15 protein-coding genes are annotated in these 19135 nt (G+C 38.5%); 8 read left to right on the plus strand and 7 right to left on the minus strand.

Annotated elements, in window-relative coordinates; all coding sequences use genetic code 11:
* Positions 1-23: 23 nt before the first annotated feature.
* The 3 genes from C6H22_RS00140 to C6H22_RS00150 are packed head-to-tail and all read right to left on the minus strand — an operon-like array spanning position 24 to position 3527.
* Entirely contained in the window at positions 24-569 is a 546-nt protein-coding gene (locus C6H22_RS00140; RefSeq protein WP_104693335.1) for a D-glycero-alpha-D-manno-heptose-1,7-bisphosphate 7-phosphatase, read from the minus strand.
* Positions 553-1887 carry a hemolysin family protein gene (locus tag C6H22_RS00145; protein ID WP_104693336.1) on the minus strand — a complete coding sequence of 445 codons (1335 nt, stop codon included), beginning with the start codon at positions 1885-1887 and terminating at the stop codon, positions 553-555. The genes C6H22_RS00140 and C6H22_RS00145 overlap by 17 nt, the downstream gene beginning before the upstream one ends.
* A 56-nt stretch (positions 1888-1943) precedes the next feature.
* Positions 1944-3527, minus strand: coding sequence for an inorganic phosphate transporter (locus C6H22_RS00150; RefSeq protein WP_104693337.1), 1584 nt, complete (start codon positions 3525-3527; stop codon positions 1944-1946).
* Between the two features lie 286 nt (positions 3528-3813).
* Between C6H22_RS00150 and C6H22_RS00155 the strand changes: the two genes are divergently transcribed.
* Genes C6H22_RS00155 through C6H22_RS00175 form a run of 5 tightly spaced genes read left to right on the plus strand, consistent with a single transcriptional unit; the run spans position 3814 to position 9798 of the window.
* Positions 3814-4971 (plus strand): hydrogenase small subunit, encoded by a 1158-nt coding sequence (locus C6H22_RS00155; protein ID WP_104693338.1) that lies wholly within the window; start codon positions 3814-3816, stop codon positions 4969-4971.
* Positions 4972-4987: 16 nt separating this feature from the next.
* Entirely contained in the window at positions 4988-6715 is a 1728-nt protein-coding gene (locus tag C6H22_RS00160) for a nickel-dependent hydrogenase large subunit (protein WP_104693339.1), read from the plus strand.
* A 12-nt stretch (positions 6716-6727) separates the two neighbouring features.
* Positions 6728-7474: a Ni/Fe-hydrogenase, b-type cytochrome subunit gene (gene cybH / locus C6H22_RS00165; RefSeq protein ID WP_104693340.1), complete on the plus strand. Its 747-nt coding sequence runs from the start codon at positions 6728-6730 to the stop codon at positions 7472-7474.
* A gap of 4 nt (positions 7475-7478) precedes the next feature.
* Entirely contained in the window at positions 7479-8030 is a 552-nt protein-coding gene (locus tag C6H22_RS00170; RefSeq protein WP_104693341.1) for a HyaD/HybD family hydrogenase maturation endopeptidase, read from the plus strand.
* Between the two features lie 28 nt (positions 8031-8058).
* Positions 8059-9798, plus strand: coding sequence for a hypothetical protein (locus tag C6H22_RS00175; protein WP_104693342.1), 1740 nt, complete (start codon positions 8059-8061; stop codon positions 9796-9798).
* Positions 9799-9801: 3 nt separating this feature from the next.
* Here the strand turns inward: C6H22_RS00175 and C6H22_RS00180 are convergent, their stop codons facing one another.
* On the minus strand, positions 9802-13440 hold the full coding sequence (locus C6H22_RS00180) for a glycosyltransferase (RefSeq protein WP_158654573.1): 3639 nt from the start codon (positions 13438-13440) through the stop codon (positions 9802-9804).
* A gap of 68 nt (positions 13441-13508) precedes the next feature.
* Between C6H22_RS00180 and C6H22_RS00185 the strand changes: the two genes are divergently transcribed.
* The 3 genes from C6H22_RS00185 (at position 13509) to hypB (ending at position 16573) form a co-directional block, all read left to right on the plus strand.
* Positions 13509-13952 (plus strand): low molecular weight protein-tyrosine-phosphatase, encoded by a 444-nt coding sequence (locus C6H22_RS00185; protein ID WP_104693344.1) that lies wholly within the window; start codon positions 13509-13511, stop codon positions 13950-13952.
* Between the two features lie 65 nt (positions 13953-14017).
* Positions 14018-15838: a conjugal transfer protein TraF gene (gene traF / locus C6H22_RS00190; protein ID WP_158654574.1), complete on the plus strand. Its 1821-nt coding sequence runs from the start codon at positions 14018-14020 to the stop codon at positions 15836-15838.
* 18 nt (positions 15839-15856) lie between these two features.
* Positions 15857-16573, plus strand: coding sequence for a hydrogenase nickel incorporation protein HypB (gene hypB, locus C6H22_RS00195; RefSeq protein ID WP_104693346.1), 717 nt, complete (start codon positions 15857-15859; stop codon positions 16571-16573).
* A gap of 15 nt (positions 16574-16588) precedes the next feature.
* Here hypB and C6H22_RS00200 read toward each other — a convergent pair whose 3' ends face one another.
* The 3 genes from C6H22_RS00200 to C6H22_RS00210 all read right to left on the minus strand — a co-directional run bounded on the left by C6H22_RS00200 (position 16589) and on the right by C6H22_RS00210 (position 19065).
* Entirely contained in the window at positions 16589-17332 is a 744-nt protein-coding gene (locus C6H22_RS00200) for a glycosyltransferase family 25 protein (protein WP_104693347.1), read from the minus strand.
* 24 nt (positions 17333-17356) lie between these two features.
* Positions 17357-17620, minus strand: a complete 264-nt coding sequence (locus C6H22_RS00205; protein WP_104693348.1) for a HypC/HybG/HupF family hydrogenase formation chaperone — start codon at positions 17618-17620, stop codon at positions 17357-17359.
* A 158-nt stretch (positions 17621-17778) separates the two neighbouring features.
* Positions 17779-19065 carry an outer membrane family protein gene (locus C6H22_RS00210; RefSeq protein ID WP_104693349.1) on the minus strand — a complete coding sequence of 429 codons (1287 nt, stop codon included), beginning with the start codon at positions 19063-19065 and terminating at the stop codon, positions 17779-17781.
* Positions 19066-19135: the final 70 nt, after the last annotated feature.

The raw sequence follows: 19135 nt of genomic DNA on the forward strand, positions 1-19135 counted from the left end.
TTCTTGATGTATGCTACAAGACCCTACAAACTCTCACATATTTCTTGAATCTGAGCAAGAGTTTGCACCTTATGCACAACACTTTGCACCAAATCCTGTGGTAAAGCATCATCGCATTGCAATAAAAACTTCTGCCCCACATTTGCATTATAAGCACATTGCACATCTGTAATTTTATCCCCTATAAAAAGAGAATTAGGCACATCTATGATAAAATCCTTACAAGCTTGTGTAATCATACCAATTTGTGGCTTACGACATTGACAATTGTCTTGTGGTGCATGCGGACAAAAATAAATCTTATCAAACTCAAAACCCACATACAATCGTAATTGCTCCTGCATAAAATCATGTAATATTGCAAGATCTTGCTGTGTGTAATATCCACGCGCAATTCCTGATTGATTGGTAACTACAACAAGTAAAAAATCACGGCGTTTAAAAAAACTCAAAAGCTCAAAAATACCATCATTAAACACAAAATCTTCTTGTTTATATACATAGCCATAATCGCGATTAATAACGCCATCGCGATCAAAAAACACACATTTTCTAGGCTTTGTCACCATCTATATCCTGTGATAATTTGGTAATCTTTAGCATTTTGATACGCGTATTATCCATTTGCACCACCTCAAATTCGCAATGAGAATGTGAATCTATGTATCTATCACCCACTTCTGGTAATCTACCCAAAAGCCCAAAAACATAACCACCGATTGTTACATGATCGTTAGTTTCCTCAATCACAATGCCCAGCATATCCTCGATACTCTCAATATCTATCTTGCCATCGACTTCATAAGAAGTTTCAGAAATCTGTCGGCAATCCACAATCTTAAGATCATGCTCATCATCAATATCGCCCATTACTTCCTCGATGATGTCCTCCATTGTAAGCAATCCTGCTGTGCCACCATATTCATCTACCACCAATGCAGTATGCACTTGCTGTTTTTTCATGGTAATAAGAATCTCGGATATATGCGCACTCTCTGGAACAATAATCATCTTACGCACAAGCTTTAGCATATCTTTTTGGCTATTATCTGTCGCATTTTTGAGTAAATCTCGAATATGCACCATTCCGATAATATTATCTTTAGAATCTCTGTAATACGGATAGCGTGTGTGATTTGTTTCAAGCACAATTTTCATATTTTCTTCATAACTATCCTCGGCACACAGACACACCATATCTTTTCGTGGAGTCATAATCTCTTTTGCCAAGATGTCAGAAAAATCCACCGCATTTTTTATAATCTCACCCTCTATAGAATCTATATAGCCTTCCTTGAGACTCTCTCCTACAATAATCTTTAATTCCTCATCAGAGTGTACTAATTCACTTTCTTTTGCAGGTTGAATCTTAATTAATCGTAAAAAAAATGCTGCAAGTAAATCAAAAAGATGAATAAAAGGATAAAAAGTAAGCCAAAAATAATGCAATGGTTTAGCAACCGCAAGCGCCATAGTCTCTGTTTTAGCTATCGCAACAGATTTTGGCACAAGCTCACCCAAGACCACATGCAAAAGCGTTACCACGACAAAAGCAATGATTGTAGAAATAATGGATACAAGTGTGTATTGATTACCAAAAATAGATTCAAATGCGTATAAAATCAAATGCCCAACACCATCTTTAGAAACCCAACCAAGAGCGAGAGAAGCAAGTGTAATCCCAAGTTGTGTAGCGCTTAAATATGTATCAAGAGATTGCGTAATTTTGAGTGCGAGATCTGCGTTTTTGACACCATTTTTGGAGAGTTCTTCAAGTTTTGTTCTCCTAACCTTAACAATCGCAAATTCACTAACCACAAAAAAAGCGTTCAAAAACACTAAAACTAACGCCAAGAGAAAGAAAAAACCCGAGTGATAAGGATCCAAAAACACTCCTTTAATTTTATTGAATTATTATTGTAGCAGGGCTTGTTTAAAAATTCCTAAAGCTCAAACCCTATCCACATAATCGCAGAATACGAAAGCGCCCCAAGCAATGCAGATGCAGGCACGGTAATAATCCATGAAGCAATGATGCGATTTATTGCACTCCGCTTGACAAGTTCATTTTTATAAGCCTTTTTAAGTGTCTTTTTTTCTTTTTTACTGAAATTGATGTTATCTTTAATTTCATTTCGTTTAAGAGATTCTAGAATCTGCCCCTTGCGTTTTATGCTTGCTTTGTTAAATTGCTCCAAAAATCTCTCTACTTCTACAGAATCTTTCCCTCTGTGCGCTTGAATGATTGTTTGTTGCATCTCATAATAGCGTCGTTTGAGATACTCTCGCAAAAACCCTACACCAAAAATCGCACCTATAGTTACGTGCGTAGAGCTTACAGGAAGTCCTAATTGTGAAGCTACAAGCACGGTTATTGCTGCACTCATTGCCACACAAAATGCGCGTATTTTGTCTAAATCTGTAATTTCATTGCCTACGGTGCGAATTAATCTAGGTCCATACAACGCCAAACCAATGGAGATTCCAAGCCCACCAATAAGCAAAATCCAAAATGGGACACCTGCTTTATTGCTAAGCACTTGATCGCTCATACTCACCAAAGTCTGATTAATAGCTGCCAATGGTCCCACGGCATTAGAGACATCATTCGCTCCATGTGCAAAACTTAGCATTGCAGCAGCAAAAATAAGAGGAATTGTAAAAAGTGTGCCTATATCTTCTTTGGTATTAGCAAGGCTTTGTGCCTTACGCACGATGAGTGGGCGAGTTACAAAAAATATCACTGCTGCTATAAGAAGTGAGACAATACAAGCGACACTAAAATTCATAGGAACAATACGCTTTAGCCCTTTAATGATGAGATATAATGTAAATGCCCATGACATCAAAAAAACCAAAAATGGCACAACAATTTTTGCAGCAGCGTTTTTATTTTCTTTATACGTGATAGTGCGTTTAATCACCACAAGAAAAATCACAGCAAAAAGCCCACCCATTACAGGTGATATAACCCAACTTGAGACAATTTTAGCTAATTCCATCCATTTGACTACTTCCATGCCACCTGCCACAACTCCAGCCCCTAGCACACCGCCTACAAGAGAATGTGTCGTAGAAACAGGTGCGCCTAGCAATGTAGCCAAATGCAACCATATCGCCGAAGACAGCAAAGCACCAAGCATAAGCACTACAAATACTTGAGAATCTCGCACGCTTTGAGGATCAATAATACCAGATTTAATTGTATCTACCACATCTGCTCCAGCCACAATAGCACCAAACGCCTCAAAAAAAGCAGCAATAAGTATCGCACCCAAAAGTGTAATAGCATTAGAACCAACTGCGGGACCAACATTGTTTGCCACATCATTAGCACCTATATTCATCGCCATATATGCCCCAATCACTGTCGCAAATGCCAAAAGCGTAATATGTTGCGTTGCACCAAAAACACTTGCTATGATACATACAACAATAAAAAACACAAGCACAATTGTAATCTTTAAACTATCTCTGATATTTCTTTGTGTAGCTTTTTCTATATGTTTTATGGTTTTTATATCCATGAATAAATAACCCCTTTTTGTGACTTGTAGCAATTTATAATCAAACAAAAAGCTACATCCGATTCTACAGAATTTTTTCAGAATCTACACTATAAAATACTAAGATACACTAAAGAGTAAAAATAAAAGTAACCTTTTGTAATATTATTTTATTTAGTTGCAAAATTTTTAGCAAAGTTTTAAAAAAATTTACTATATAATTGCGAGTACAAAGCTTTGAGCTATTCAAGCTTATATCGTAAATGACCACAACCCTTAACAAATCTTTAAGAAAGGACATACCCTAATGAAAGCACAAATCGTCAGCGATGAATTGTTACAAAAAGCACAAGAGCGACTCGAATATCTACAATCTCTCCCTGCTCATAACCAAGATAGAAATCTTATCCAAGAACTAGAATCTAAAGGATTCTCAAGAAGAGATTTTATGAAATGGGCAGGAATGATGACCGCAGCTCTCTCCTTACCAGCAAGCTTTACGCCACTAGCAGCAAAAGCCGCAGAAGTTGCCAACAGAATCCCTGTGGTATGGTTACATATGGCAGAATGCACCGGCTGTAGTGAAAGTCTTTTGCGAAGCGATGCACCAAGCATAGATTCTCTAATCTTTGATTATATTAGTCTTGATTATCACGAAACCGTGATGGCAGCAGCAGGACATCAAGCTAGTAAATCATTACATGATGCTGTGCATAAGGGTGGCTACATTCTTATGGTAGAAGGTGGCATACCTGAAGGGAAAAGTGAGTTTTATCTCACAATAGGAGCACAAGCTACAACAGGTGCGCAAGAGGCTAGAGAAGCAGCACAAAACGCAGTAGCAATTTTTGCCATTGGCACATGCTCTAGCTTTGGTGGTGTGCAAGCTGCATATCCAAATCCTACAAATGCCCAACCACTCTCAAAAATCACTAATAAACCTGTGATTAATGTCCCTGGTTGCCCACCGAGTGAAAAAAATATCGTGGGTAATGTTTTACATTATATTCTCTTTGGCACACTCCCAAGCCTTGATGCGTATAATCGCCCAACATGGGCTTATGGACTTAGAATCCATGACTTATGTGAAAGACGCGGACGATTTGATGCTGGACAATTTGTAGAATCTTTTGGCGATGAAGGTGCTCAAAAAGGTTATTGTTTGTATAAAGTGGGATGCAAAGGTCCTTATACATTCAATAACTGCTCCAAACTTCGCTTTAATCAGCACACAAGTTGGCCTATTCAAGCAGGACATGGTTGTATAGGTTGTAGTGAGCCAAATTTCTGGGATACAATGCGCCCATTTGAAGAGCCTATCGGTAATAGACTCTATGCTACGAGTTTTGATGGACTAGGAGCTGATAAAACAGCTAATAATATTGGTGGTGTAATCCTTGGTGTGGCGGCTGTAGGTATAGCTGCTCATGCTGTAGTTAGTGCCATAAAGAAAAAACAAGATTAATCTTTAGGAGAGAATGATGACAAAACGAATTGTAGTTGATCCAATCACAAGAATCGAAGGACACTTGAGAATAGAAGTCATTGTCGATGAAAACAATGTTATAAAAGATGCGTTTTCTAGCTCGACACTTTGGCGTGGGCTAGAAACAATCGTAAGAAATCGCGATCCAAGAGATGCTGGTTTTTTAATGCAAAGAATCTGCGGAGTTTGCACTTTCTCACATTATAAAGCTGGAATTGTTGCGGTAGAAAAAGCATTGGGTATCACACCTCCACTTAATGCTATTCTCACACGAACACTTATGAATATAGCACTCTTTTTGCACGATCATGCTGTGCATTTTTACACCCTACATGGATTGGATTGGTGTGACATTACATCAGCTCTCACAGCTAATGAAAAAAAGGCTTCAGAACTTGCTTTTAAATACACAAAAAATCCAATTTATACTGGGGAAGATGAACTAAAAGCCGTAAAAGAGCGCGTGAGCAATTTTGTCAAACAGGGTAGCTTAGGACCATTTGCGAATGCGTACTGGGGACACAAAACCTATAGATTCACACCAGAGCAAAACCTCATTGTGCTTTCGCACTATTTACGACTTTTGGAAGTCCAACGCGTAATCGCTCAAATGATGGCAATCTTTGGTGCTAAAAATCCACATCCACAAAGTCTCACCGTTGGTGGAGTAACTTGTATTATGGATATTACTGATCCATCTAGACTTGGTGAATGGCTCACAAAATATAAAGAGGTAGCGGATTTTGTTAATCGTGCTTATTGGGCAGACATCATTATGGCAGCAGAAGCCTACAAGGGTGAAGATTCTGTGCTTAAAGGTTGTGGTCTCACAAACTTCCTAAGCTTCCAAGAGATTCAAGTAGGACATGATGAGTGGCTACTAAGTAGCGGTATTGTCAAAAATGGCGATCTTAGCAAAGTTTATGAAGTAGATACTGACAAAATTACTGAGGATGCTACACACTCTTGGTATAAAGATAATGGTCCATTGCACCCATATGATGGTGAAACAAATCCGAGCTACACAGGATTTGTCGATGGCGTATCTATAGGAATTGATGGCAAAGAAATCAAAACTCCACTCATCAATGAAAATGGGAAATATTCTTGGATTAAATCTCCTCGCTATGATGGCGAACCTATGGAAGTGGGACCTCTAGCAAGCGTGGTTGTAGGATATGCAAAGAAAAATCCTTACATTACAGCTGTTGTTGATGAATTTCTAGCAAAAACTGGGCTTACTCCAGCTCATCTATTTAGCACATTAGGACGCACTGCCGCAAGAGCAATTGAATGCAAGGTTATTGCAGATTATGGTATTAAGGCATTTAATGCGCTTGTTGAAAATCTAAAAACCGATAAAAATACTTGTGCGCCTTATAGCATTGACAAAGAAAAAAGCTACAAAGGGCATTTTATTGGTAATGTTCCACGCGGTATGTTAAGCCACTGGGTAAGAATAGAAAATGGCGTGATCAAAAACTATCAAGCGGTAGTCCCAAGCACTTGGAATGCTGGACCAATCGATCAAAATGGTAAAAAAGGACCTTATGAGATGAGTCTTATTGGCACCAAGATTCAAGATCTTACGCAACCATTGGAAATTATTCGCCATATCCATTCATTTGACCCATGTATTGCATGTGCAGTGCATGTTATGGATACCAAAGGCAATAAACTTAGCGAGTACAAAGTTCAGCCTTCTGCTTCAGGATTGCGCTAGAAAGGAGACACTATGCTAGATACTATTTCTTTTGAAAAAAAAGAGTTTCATGTCCATAAAGAATTCTCGGGACTTGCGAGAATCTTTCATTGGATTAGAGCCTTTAGTATATTTTTACTCATTGCAACCGGGTTTTATATCGCATATCCATTTTTACATGCAGTGGGATCATATGAGGTGGTTACTATTGGTGATCCAGAAGTTGCATCAAATAATGTCAATGCATTTGTAGGCTATCTCAACGCTTATATGCGAAGTTTCCATATCATTTTGGGATTTTGTTTGATTGCTATCTCATTTTTTAGGGTGTATTTGTTTTTCTTTGACAAAGAATCTAAGCCTGAACGCACATCATTTCGACAGGCTATATCACCAAAATGTTGGATTGAGCAAATTAAAGTCTATCTTTTTATCGGTAAGCATCCTCATATTGATGGCGCATATAATCCTTTGCAATTTGCCACATATTTCTTACTCGCAATCCTTGTATTACTTATATCACTAAGTGGCGTGGTGTTGTTTTATAACTCCTATGATGACGGATTGGGCGCAGTATGCAAAATACTTTTTATGTGGTTTGAGAAAATGTGTGGAGGCTTATCAAATGTGCGTAACCTCCACCATATCCTTACTTGGGCATTTATGATATTTATTCCTATCCATATTTATATGGCGGTTTGGAATTCAATCAAATATCCGAATGGTGGTGTAGATGCGATTGTAAGTGGTATGCGTTATACCGATGATGTGAAAGTGTGAAAACTTGAAAATTCTCATACTTGGCATTGGTAATATTTTGTTTGGAGATGAAGGTATTGGCGTTCATCTCTCCAACTATCTAAAGGTGAATTATACCTTTACCCCTAGCGATCCATCTAACCCAGTAGAAGTAGAAATTGTCGATGGTGGGACTTTGGCACAGATGCTTATTCCACTTATTACCTCATATGATAAAGTCCTTATTCTTGATTGTGTAAGTGTAGATGGTGCGGAAATTGGGGATGTCTATGCCTTTGACTTTGATGATGTCCCAAATATCATTACTTGGGCAGGAAGCGCACACGAAGTCGAAATGCTCCAAACACTACGCCTCGTAGAAATCAATGGGGATTTGCCACCTGTTCATATCATTGGTATTGTGCCTGAAGTCATAGGTGAGGATACCGCCTTTGATCTAAGCCCCAATGTCAAAGAGGGTGCTAAACTTATGGAATCTCAAGCCATTGCTTATCTTGCAAAAAATGGAGTATGTGCTACCAAAACAAATCATCGTGATCTCCAAGAAATCGCTAACCTTTCTTTCCGCGGATTCTAAACTCTAAAACATTCTAGTAAGGTTATGTATGACACAATATTATGATTTCTCTTTTTCTTTACAACCACCTGTGTTTTCTCCTACACAAATCTTTTTTACACAAATTTTATCTACACAAGCACAGATTATCGCTCGCCAACATCTCGCAGATACAAGCCATACGCAATCCATAAATAAAGACACTACACAATCTCCTGAAAAAATCTATGCGTATGGATTTTATGCAAATCCAGATTTTACAAAAGATCCAAAACCAACATTACATTTTATCATACACACCAACCAAACACAAGCCCTCCTTGATTTTGCAGAATCTATTGCCACAACTCTACCACTTTCGCTTAGTTTTTCATTTATTGACTTGCAAGTGTGTGATTCACTGCAATCACACCAACCAATCACAATCCCAGAATATGAAGCACAAACACATTTTTACACCGCCACACAAACACAAGATTTCCTCTCCAGTGAGCATTTTGGGGACTTTGATCTTTTTACCTTTGCCAAACCCCTTATGCACACACAAGACATTTCTTCCTACCTCACGACTATATTTCATAATCTCAAATCCAACAAAAGCGTAGTGCTTGACACAGCTAGAGGTTTTAAGGAATGCTCCCTCACGCCATTTAAAGACACGGCACAATCACTTTGTGTGATGTGTGATATATCTAGTCTCAAAACATTTTTTAAAATCCATACAGCACAAATTGATATCCTCGCTTCGTTTGAAAAGCCATTTGTGTCCCTAGCACCAAAAGAGGTTTTTGCAGATAAATTCCCCTTAGATTCTCGTGGGCTTATGCTCACTGCTTTGCCTTATGATGCGGTTTTGCAGCTTATGAGTGCTTTATTGCTACGTGAAGAGATCACACACTTTTTTTTACGCGATACAGATATGACCCCTACGCGTGTATTTTCACACACGCCTAGAAATTTACACACGCTTTGTGTGAGCGAAAGTGGCTTATTTATCGATACAGCACAAACTCAATGTGATTTTAAAACTCTTTTACATACCAATCTTGCTCATCACATACACCAACCACACGATGATTCTAAACCTACTTCAAGTGTGGTATTTTACATAAGTTCTAAACACCCAAGTGCGATTTTACTTCGGACTGGAGAAAACTTTAAACAACTTTTAGATACAACTTTTGAAGCAAATCCACAATGTCTTATAGAATCTATTCGCACTCATTACAAAAATGGATTAGAATTAGTAGAAAACTTTACAAAAAAACTCAATACTCCACTTTTTGCAGACTTCACAACCACCTCCATACGCACAGATAATCTCACGCATATTTTTGGTATCGCTGCCCTGCTTTTGGGTATGCACCCAAACACTACGCTTAATGAAGAGACATTGTTGCAGACTTTGCCCCATGCCTATGATTCACTCCTTGCGTGTGCCAATCAATTTTTACGATCCAAGGGACCAAGGATTGATTACATTCTCTTACGCGATACAGATAATACGCTCACGCTAGACTACCCTAGAATCTTCCGATCTTCGATGAGTTTTAAATGTGCAGATATGGAAAATGTCATCTTAGCCTATGGCTTTATCGATAGTTTTTGTGAGTTTCTTGCTACGCTTGTGCGTGATGTGCAAACAAATTATGCCTTTGGCGAAAATCTTGAGGTTTTATTGTGTGGTGATGTATTTGGGCAAAGCATATTTTTGGAGCGAATCTTGGGATTTCTACCAAAAAATATCACACTCACTCTCCCACAAGATGGCTTTTTGGATTATGACTGATAATTATAAAAATTTTCGTAATGTAGGTATATGATAATACAAATGATACTTGCCTCTCATATACTGCACATAAGGTTTAAGCTCTTGTTTAGAAATACCATTCCCATACCCACCGCTTACGCACAAAAGCTCAAAGATTCGCTTAAAACACCATTTTATATTGCGTGCATAAAATTCCTGTAAAACGACAAGATCTTGTGTATTATGATTGTGTGTTGTATCTTGCTTTTTACTTTCCTCGAGATACATGATAAAAAATTGCAAGATCCTTATCCAGCTTTCAAAAGATTTTCGTCTCTTGTTTGCATCCATCGCTCCTCGAGTTGTCGAAGTAGGCGAAAGAAAATAATAATACCACGGCACAAAACTTACATACACATTTTGTGCAAAAAGTATGCTTTGTGTGCAAAATGGCACATCTTCATACAATATACTCTCGATAAATCGCAAACGATGTTTGCATAAAAATGGTGCTCTATATACAAACATACATGCAGTCGTTACAAAACCTCTAGGATTATGTTGCATAAGTTCGGTTGGAATATACACTCTAGATTCGCGTATGCGTGAAAAAATCTTATAATCATGGACTATAGCCTCTGTAGATTCTTGTGCAACATAATGATTGTTATACACACATATATCTACATCATTATGCTCAAAGTCTGTGATAATTATCTCTAAAGCATTGGGCGAAATATAATCATCAGAATCTACAAACATCACATAATCCACTACTGGAATATTTAGAAGCTGTGTATACATCACATCTTGCAATGTAGCTTGCACTTCTTCTACCAAAGCACCGCCTCTGTCTAAAATATCAAGTGCTTTATTGCGGACACTAGCCTGACCATTGTTAAAAACCGCATCGACAAAAATAATCCTCTTATCTTTTGATTGATATGTAAGACATATTTCACGGCTAGAATCTGTGCTTGCGTCATTAACAAGCACAATCACAAAATTTTCATAGCTTTGAGCAATAATAGAATCTAAACATCGTATGAGATAGGACTCCACATTATACACAGGCACGACTATTCCGATACATTGTTGCTTATTTTCTGACATAGGTTGCGTATGTTGTTTGCCTCCTAGCATTTCTTCCCATAAAGATGTGATGGCTTCCTTGCTAAAATATTCTTGCACTCTCTTTTTGGCATACAATCCAAATGTGCTCCGTAAATTCTCATCACACATAAGCTTGTGAAGTTTATGTGCATAATCTTGCACATCATTATCCGCCACAAGATAGCCCGTGCGAGAATCCACGATAATATCACTAGGACCAGTAGCGACATCAAAGGCTATGGCAGCTAAGCCATATGATCCAGATTCTATAAGCACCATACCAAAACCTTCATAATGACTACTCATCACATAAATACTTGCACTAAGATACATAGATTCTATATCTGTTGTAAAAGGACATAAAACAATGCCCTGTTCTAAATTTTTGGCTTGTATTTTGGCTTGTATTTGCTCTTTTATAGCACCATCACCAACGATATAAAGCTTCCACCCACTTGCACCATCCATTTGTGATACTTGCTCCCAAATATCTATAAGACGCAAAAATCCCTTTTGATCACCATTATCCATTCTGCCTACACTTAGGACAATTTTTTGCGAATAGTCCGTGCATTGTATGGGAGTTGTAGGAAGAAAATTAGGAATAACCTTGATATGCTTATGAAAAGAACGATATAGAGCAATTTCAGCATAAGAGAGCAACACAAGTGTGTCAAAGTAATTGTTACGTTTATTATATCTTGTAAAATTCGTATGCAAAATCTTAATATACTTAGTGTTTTTATGCTTTAAAAATGGCGTATATGTCCAATCATTAGCAATCACATAATCCACACGATGACACCACCACACACGCATACTTAGCACAAACTTAAAAATATTTTTGATATAGAATCTCTTAAGTGCATTTGTATCTTTGAGCCTCCCCTCACTTAGTGGATAAAAAAACCTAACACGCACCCTCTCATCTATCGTATAAGGTAAAACAGGGTTTGCTCGAAAAAAACTCACAATCTCCACGCTATGTCCTAATTGCACAAACAAATTGGCGAGATTCACCACCACGCGTTCGGCACCACCAATAATGCTAATATCACCAATAGTAAGCAAAATACTAGAATGTGTAGTAGGGGGAGTTTGAAAAATATTTTGTGAATTTCTACAATTTAGGTGTATAGACACTTTGGCACGACAAAACCCCACAACAGCACCCAAAAAAATAAACAATACTTCTAAAATGTTGGGATACAAGACATCAAAAAAACCTTGTGTGCATATCCCTACAAGACATACAAAAGCCCATAATGGCACAAAGTCTCTTGTGCTATCTTTGGCATTACTAGCTAATTGTTTATAACATGTATAAAAAACAAATCCCAAAAAAACCAAAATCGCTACAAATCCTATGATTCCATAGCAAAATAACATACTCACAGCAAAGTTATGAGGGCTATTATATCCATTGTGTTTTGGATTATCAACAGACACATACATTCTATTTGCTTGTTTATCTGTATGCACTTCGTAGTATTGCCAGAGATATTCTCCTATTTGAAACACCCCCACAATGCGTGGTGTAAATGGCGAATCTAAAAATGCTTCAAAAGTAGATTTACTCATTGCTATGCGTGAAAGTGATGAGTGCTCCCAAAAAAACTCTGCCTCACCATTTTTAGTGCTTTGAGGATTACACGCAAAAAACCCATTAAAGCACAACTTATCATATTTACCCATTTCCACAACAGGTGTCTGAATCACTTCCCAAAAATTATCAATCATATGTGCAAAATTATACCGATCAGGAAGCGTTTTTGTCTGCGTATAGATTCCACCCAAAGCCAAAACCCCAACAATAAAAACCAAAGGTAAAATCTTGCCCTTATGCCTATAACGCCACACCACAAATGGCACAAACATCATCACAAGCGAGGCGACCAAAAAACTCCGCTCACCATTAGCAAACATAGCTCCTAATGTGAGGATAACCCCAAGCACACACAATATCTTTAAGACCTTATGCTTACAAGCTACCACCCCGCTAATACACAATGCCATAGGAGCCAAAAGCCAAATATTGTATGTAAAGACCGCCTTAAAACCAAATGGCACACGATGAGTTCTAAAGTCATATCGCCAAAACTCTACCAAACTCGCAACAACATTTACCATACACAACAACCCAAAAATACCAAACAAAATTAACACATTGCGTCGCTTCGCATAGCGGACATACAAAAACACTATCACAAATAACACAAGATACTTGATAATATGCGTATTTACAGATCCAAAAACCTTGCCAAAACTTCGAGGCATAATCTCATCAAAATAACTAAGAAGTCCCAAAACAATCACCACACCAAAGCTTATAAGTGGTATGCCTAATAAGCGCAAATCATCTCTCAACGCAAAACGCTTATAAGCAAAAATAATATACAAAAGTCCGCCTATTTGAAAAAATCCCTGTGTTTTAAAATTTACACCCAAATCAAGCCCAAAACCATACAAGCAAAGCCCTATACCAAACAACACAAGCACAAATTCTTCATAATAACGAGACATAAAAGAAAAAACCTTATTTCTCACAATACTTTGCATTTTTTGCATACGCATAACTACCTCAAAACCAAAATTTAAAGCTAAAATTCTATCTAAAAAATCCTTAGGAGCATACTATGCACTCTATCTTATTTGTTTGTTTAGGTAACATCTGCCGATCGCCACTTGCAGAGGGGATCGCGCGTGAAATGATTAAGCAAAAAAATCTCGCTATCAAAGTAGATTCTGCTGGGACAAGTGGGTGGCATATCGATGAAGCACCTTGTGAAGGATCGCGATTGGTAGCCAAAAAACACGGCTTTAGTATCGATGATTTACGTAGCAGACGCCTAAGCGTGTATGCTGATGATTGTTTTGATCTCATCATTGCTCTAGATTCTCAAAATTATCGCGACATTCTCGCACTAGGCTTTGATACATCAAAAGTTCGCAAGTTAGGGGATTATGGATTGGGAGGTGCTGATGTACCCGATCCTTATACATACAAAGATATGGAAGGCTTTGAAGCGGTGTATGCGATGATAGCTAAAGGTGTGGGTAATATTTTGACAAATATCTAAGCCTCATTTAATCCACGCTGAAGTAAAATCGCCACCAAAAAAGCTAAATGTATTAAAGGGATATAATGCAATTATTCTCACATATCAGAATAACAACACGCTGTATATATATAAATCTGTGCTTTCTTGCTTGTATGCATACGAGTTTGGCTCTAGGGTTTGGCTCTATGGGACAAGTTTCTAGCTCCATAGGCGGTGCAGGTGTAGCACTCAAAAACTCTGCGTGGGGTATCTACTACAATCCTGCACTTCTTGGTGCAGACAGACGCACCAAAATCGGTTATAGCTTTGGCGCACAACTAAAAGAACAAAATATTTTAGAAATCGCAACCAATATCAGTGGATTATCAAAGATTGGTAGCACACTTGGTGATAAACTCTTAGGTGGTGCGGTGGCTGGTGGTGCAGTGAGTATCAATGGACAATCTGTGGGCGGGGTGTTTGGTGATACATTGCAAAACCTCTTTGGTGGATCAACAACGATTGATTCAACTGCTATTAGTAAGCTTGGTAGTTCTATAGGACTCAGTAGCAGTACTTACAATGACTTAGAAGCACTTGGCACAGCTCTAAAGGGCAATAGTGATGCAGCAGGAAAACTCAAAAATGAACTTTTAGATGCCGCAAATAAGGCTGGTGCACCATCACTGCTCACTGGAATCTTATCAAGTATCGATCCAGGTAATATTGGCGAACTTCTAACTTCTATCAAAAGTGGCAATGTTAATTTTGAGGATATTATAAAAAACACAGGGGGAATCACTATACCAAAAGGTGCAGATTCAGATATGGATCAGCTCATTTCTGCGTTTGAAACAATGAAAAAGGCGATAGAAGGCAATGAAATAAGCATAACCTCACAAAATGGCTTAGTGCTACAAATCGGTGGTAGGCAACCCACAAGAAAACTAGAAGCCGATGGCATAGGTGAAGTAAGCGTGCAAGAAAGCGATAATGGACGCGGTGCAGTGGCTATAGGTATCTTGCCCCAAGTTTTTGCAAGTATTTCCGCACAAATCGATCCAAATCATAGGCGATTAATCGTAGGTATCGGCTCTGGATGTGATCCTAAAACCGGTGCTAACTGCACCTTTATAGAAGCGACACCTGGAGGGAATGGTGTGTCACTAAAAGTTTTGGGAACTGCTCAACCCCCTCCACCAAGTGGGCTTGATGACTACAACAAGAGCTCTATCCTCACAGGCAACCATACACCCTATGGAGTTGTGTTAGGACTTGTAGAAATACCCATAGCCTATGGACATACTTTTTATACCCGCTCAGGTGATATCAATGTCGGGATTGCACCCAAATTTATCCTCGCTTCTGCCTATCGCTACAATACACCCATTAGCTTCACTGATCCAAAACTTGATGTCAAGTTTGATACAAATACAATCCAAATGACACAAACCTTTGGACTTGATTTAGGTGTGCTCTATACCCCTGCCTTTTTGCCTAATCTCAACATAGGCTTAGTCGCTAAGAATCTCAATGCGCCAAAAATCAATCTAAGTGGAAGTGATGGGTATGTGCGATTGACCCAACAAGTGCGCGCAGGTGTAAGCTATGAAATGCTAAACTTCCTAACTCTAGCGCTTGATGTGGATGTATTGCCTAATGACACGCTCTCAATCGTAAATCCAAAAAGCCAAATGCTTGGCGGTGGTATCCTCGCGGATTTTGCATTTATTGATTTTCGTATCGGTGCTATGCGTGATCTCTATAGCAAGGCAGGAGAAGGCACGATCCTTACAACGGGTGTGAATCTCTTTGGATTCCTTGATGTGAGCGTGCAATATGGACTAGGCAAAAATGTTACACTCTATGGCTTTAATGTTTCAAACTATATGGCATTTCGTGTGGGTGGGCAGTTTAGCTTCTAAATTATGAAAGGAAACCCTATGCAACAATCTTTAGAATCTAACCCTACACTTAACCCAAAAAGTGTCGCGGTAGCTAAACGCATACTCTCAGCAAATGACAAAAAAGCCAATGAATTACGAGAGTTTTATAAAGAGCATAATCTCTATGTGCTAAATTTTATGAGTTCTCCGGGTAGTGGCAAAACGACATTTTTAGAATCCCTAAGTGCATGTGAGGATTTTAGATTCTGTGTGTTAGAGGGAGATTTGCAAACAAATCGCGATGCGCAACGCTTAGAGCAAAAAGGGGTGAGTGCCTATCAGATCACCACTGGCGAGGCGTGTCATCTCGAAGCAGTGATGGTAGAGCAAGGCTTAATAGAGCTTGCGAAGCGTTGTGATGTGCAGACATATGATTTTTTGGTAATCGAAAATGTAGGCAATCTCGTGTGTCCAGCAAGCTATGATTTAGGTGCAGCGCTTAATGTGGTCTTTCTCTCGACACCAGAGGGTGATGATAAGATTCTCAAATATCCAAGTATGTTTTTGTGTGCGGATGTCGTAGTGGTTTCTAAAGCGGATTTGTGTGAGGTGTTTGGATTTAATATAGAGCGTGTGAGAGAGGATCTCGCACGATTAAAAAAAGATGTGCCACTCTTTTTACTTGATAGCCGAGATAGTGCAAGTGTAAGCACACTCAAGGACTTTTTTATCCAATGCAAAAATAAGGGGCTATATAGTAAGCATATTTTTTGATAGCTTAGCCTCTGTCTAAAACTTCTTAAAGTGCGTGAGGCAAAAGAGAAATTTATAAACTTGCAACCCAAAACGCGAAATTTCACGCGTGATTTTTGTCAATCCTTTGGCTTTGATGTCAGCCCTATCAGTAATATCTGTTGATGTTTTATCTTCTGCTAACAAATAGGGCATACTTACCAAAATCCAAACTTTATGAATATAAAACATATCCATATAATCATCTACAGGAAATACCCATTTTCGAGCATATGCAAGAAATTTTTTTGCACCAGAAGGCGTGAGATAATATCCTTGCGCACCGGAGCAAATGTGTGTAGTTGAAACGATATGAGGCATACTTGTAGATTTATATGATTTGAGTGTGTATAGCGTCATAAGTCGCACATACTCATAATTACTTTGCATAATCTCCAACACGCCTTGTGCAAAATATTCACTAAAACATACATCATCTTCTAGAATAATACAAGGTTTATCTTCTTGCACACATTTGTGCCAAAGTGTATAATGCGATGCAAAACACGCCAATTCACCCTCGCTAAGCACCTTGCCTCGTAGCAATATACACAAGCGATGATTGTAGTGCTTTTCAAATCGTTTATGTTCTTTGGCTTTTGCATCGATTGCCTCAAAAAATTCAAACTCTAACACCTCACGCAAATGAGGATGAGTAGCTAGCAATGTAGCTATTCTTGAATGCATTGCCCTATAGCGATCCTTGGATCGTTTGAGATTGATGATGAAAATTTTTAGCATATACTCTCTTATTGTGAATTTCACTTAGCGGTTAGCTTCTTGTAATTCTCGCTCTTCTTCTTGCATAGATTCTATAATCTCTTCATAAAGCTTGAGACTTTCATATGCGGCTTGTTCATCTATTTTGTTCATCACAAAGCCAATATGCAACAACACCCAATCTCCAACCGCTAATTCTCCATCAAACAAATCCAATCGTGCCTCACGCTTGACACCTAGTGTATCGACCATAGCGACATTAGCAACTCTATCTATTGAATCTACTTTAGAAGGTATAGCAAGACACATTATGTATTCCTTGTATCAAAAATAATGCTGGATTCTAACACAACTTTATTTGATTTTTTGTAAACCTATATGAAAAGAAGAAAAGTTACAAAAATATATACAAGCAAATAGATTCATCATAGTGAATCTATTTGCAAAAAGTCTAAAGCATAGACACACTAAAATGTATGTGTTGCATAGAAAAATATATGGCTACGATCATCGGTGCGGTTTTCCTCCAATGGACTCCCTACACCTACACCAGCAAATGGATTATATCCTGCTTTTGTTGTATCACTAAACCACTCGATCTTGCCACCGACTTGAAAATCCTCGCGAATTTCATAGCCTAAATTTAGTGCTACACTCTGCTCTGCGCTTCGAAGAGAGTTCGTCCCTCGTGCTAATACTTGCCAATTATATGCGCCATAAGTTGCACCCACATACCCATAGCCTGTGAAAGCATCTTTGGCAACCATATCTGAAAGGCTTTGTCCTATATCATATGCTCCAGCTGTCCAAAAATCTACGACCGAAAGCACAGGGTTACCATAACGTCCGATAAGTTCATTAGCATTGCCAAAATTTTTGTAAATCCCTACACCAAAGTTGAAGGTATTCACATCAAAGTGTTGATTAATCCAAAGTGTCGCTGAACTTGCATTAATCACGCCCCAATCACGCCCTGACATACCGCCATCAAAGCTACTCAATGCCTGCGGGAAAAGCGTGCGCACACGAGTTAATGATCTAAAACCAAAAAGCTGAAAATCTGTATTTGTATCATATGTGAGACTAACGCCCGGTGCAATTACCTTGCTATCAACATAATATGAAAATACCGAGGTTTTAAATCCACCAAAGCTAAGATCAATCCCTGTAGCAAAAATATCTTTTTTTAGTCCATGCACACGATAAAAATCTAAAAACCATTGATTGTACGCAAACGCTCTTCCATTAGACCAAAAACCCCATAGCTTAAATGCACCTGATTGGATATACCCTTCAGCACCTTGATTATATCCACTAAAGTACTCACCTACTTTGCCAGACTGATAACGACCTGCCTTGAGGTAAAGATGTGTGCTTTCATAGCTTAGGTAAGCATTTTGAATCATATAATTTTGCACTCTATTTTTATCCCAGCTATACCCAAAATATGAAGCCTGCACCGGAGAAGCATTAAAGCTATAACCATCATCTGCAAACCCTTGTGTAGAATCAAATACCAAACCTGCCAAACTTCCACCTAATCCAAATGCAAATCCAGATCCAAGGTCTGTCTTGAGATTGAGTTGAGAAAATAGCGTCGTGAAACTATCTGTAGGAGCTCTTCCTATAGCTACATTTGGCACACCATTATCAAAACCCCATTTTGTAAAAGTCTCTGCTGACCCACTTACCACATAATCAAAGGCTTGCGCACTCCCACATACCAACACCAAACCAAACAAACTTTTTTTCATTCGTACCTTCCTCGCTGTGATCGTTGTTGTAAAAAATCACGGAAATTTCATTATAACATAAACCCTCGTG

The sequence above is a fragment of the Helicobacter equorum genome, from assembly GCF_900198655.1.
GTDB lineage: Bacteria > Campylobacterota > Campylobacteria > Campylobacterales > Helicobacteraceae > Helicobacter_F > Helicobacter_F equorum.

What these genes read in the sequence shown, in the direction of transcription:
- C6H22_RS00140 (WP_104693335.1), bottom strand. Translation starts at nt 569, where the DNA reads ATGGTGACAAAGCCTAGAAAATGTGTGTTTTTTGATCGCGATGGCGTT.
- C6H22_RS00150 (WP_104693337.1), bottom strand. Translation starts at nt 3,527, where the DNA reads ATGGATATAAAAACCATAAAACATATAGAAAAAGCTACACAAAGAAAT.
- C6H22_RS00155 (WP_104693338.1), top strand. Translation starts at nt 3,814, where the DNA reads ATGAAAGCACAAATCGTCAGCGATGAATTGTTACAAAAAGCACAAGAG.
- C6H22_RS00160 (WP_104693339.1), top strand. Translation starts at nt 4,988, where the DNA reads ATGACAAAACGAATTGTAGTTGATCCAATCACAAGAATCGAAGGACAC.
- cybH (WP_104693340.1), top strand. Translation starts at nt 6,728, where the DNA reads ATGCTAGATACTATTTCTTTTGAAAAAAAAGAGTTTCATGTCCATAAA.
- C6H22_RS00175 (WP_104693342.1), top strand. Translation starts at nt 8,059, where the DNA reads ATGACACAATATTATGATTTCTCTTTTTCTTTACAACCACCTGTGTTT.
- C6H22_RS00180 (WP_158654573.1), bottom strand. Translation starts at nt 13,440, where the DNA reads ATGCAAAAAATGCAAAGTATTGTGAGAAATAAGGTTTTTTCTTTTATG.
- C6H22_RS00185 (WP_104693344.1), top strand. Translation starts at nt 13,509, where the DNA reads ATGCACTCTATCTTATTTGTTTGTTTAGGTAACATCTGCCGATCGCCA.
- traF (WP_158654574.1), top strand. Translation starts at nt 14,018, where the DNA reads ATGCAATTATTCTCACATATCAGAATAACAACACGCTGTATATATATA.
- hypB (WP_104693346.1), top strand. Translation starts at nt 15,857, where the DNA reads ATGCAACAATCTTTAGAATCTAACCCTACACTTAACCCAAAAAGTGTC.
- C6H22_RS00200 (WP_104693347.1), bottom strand. Translation starts at nt 17,332, where the DNA reads ATGCTAAAAATTTTCATCATCAATCTCAAACGATCCAAGGATCGCTAT.
- C6H22_RS00205 (WP_104693348.1), bottom strand. Translation starts at nt 17,620, where the DNA reads ATGTGTCTTGCTATACCTTCTAAAGTAGATTCAATAGATAGAGTTGCT.
- C6H22_RS00210 (WP_104693349.1), bottom strand. Translation starts at nt 19,065, where the DNA reads ATGAAAAAAAGTTTGTTTGGTTTGGTGTTGGTATGTGGGAGTGCGCAA.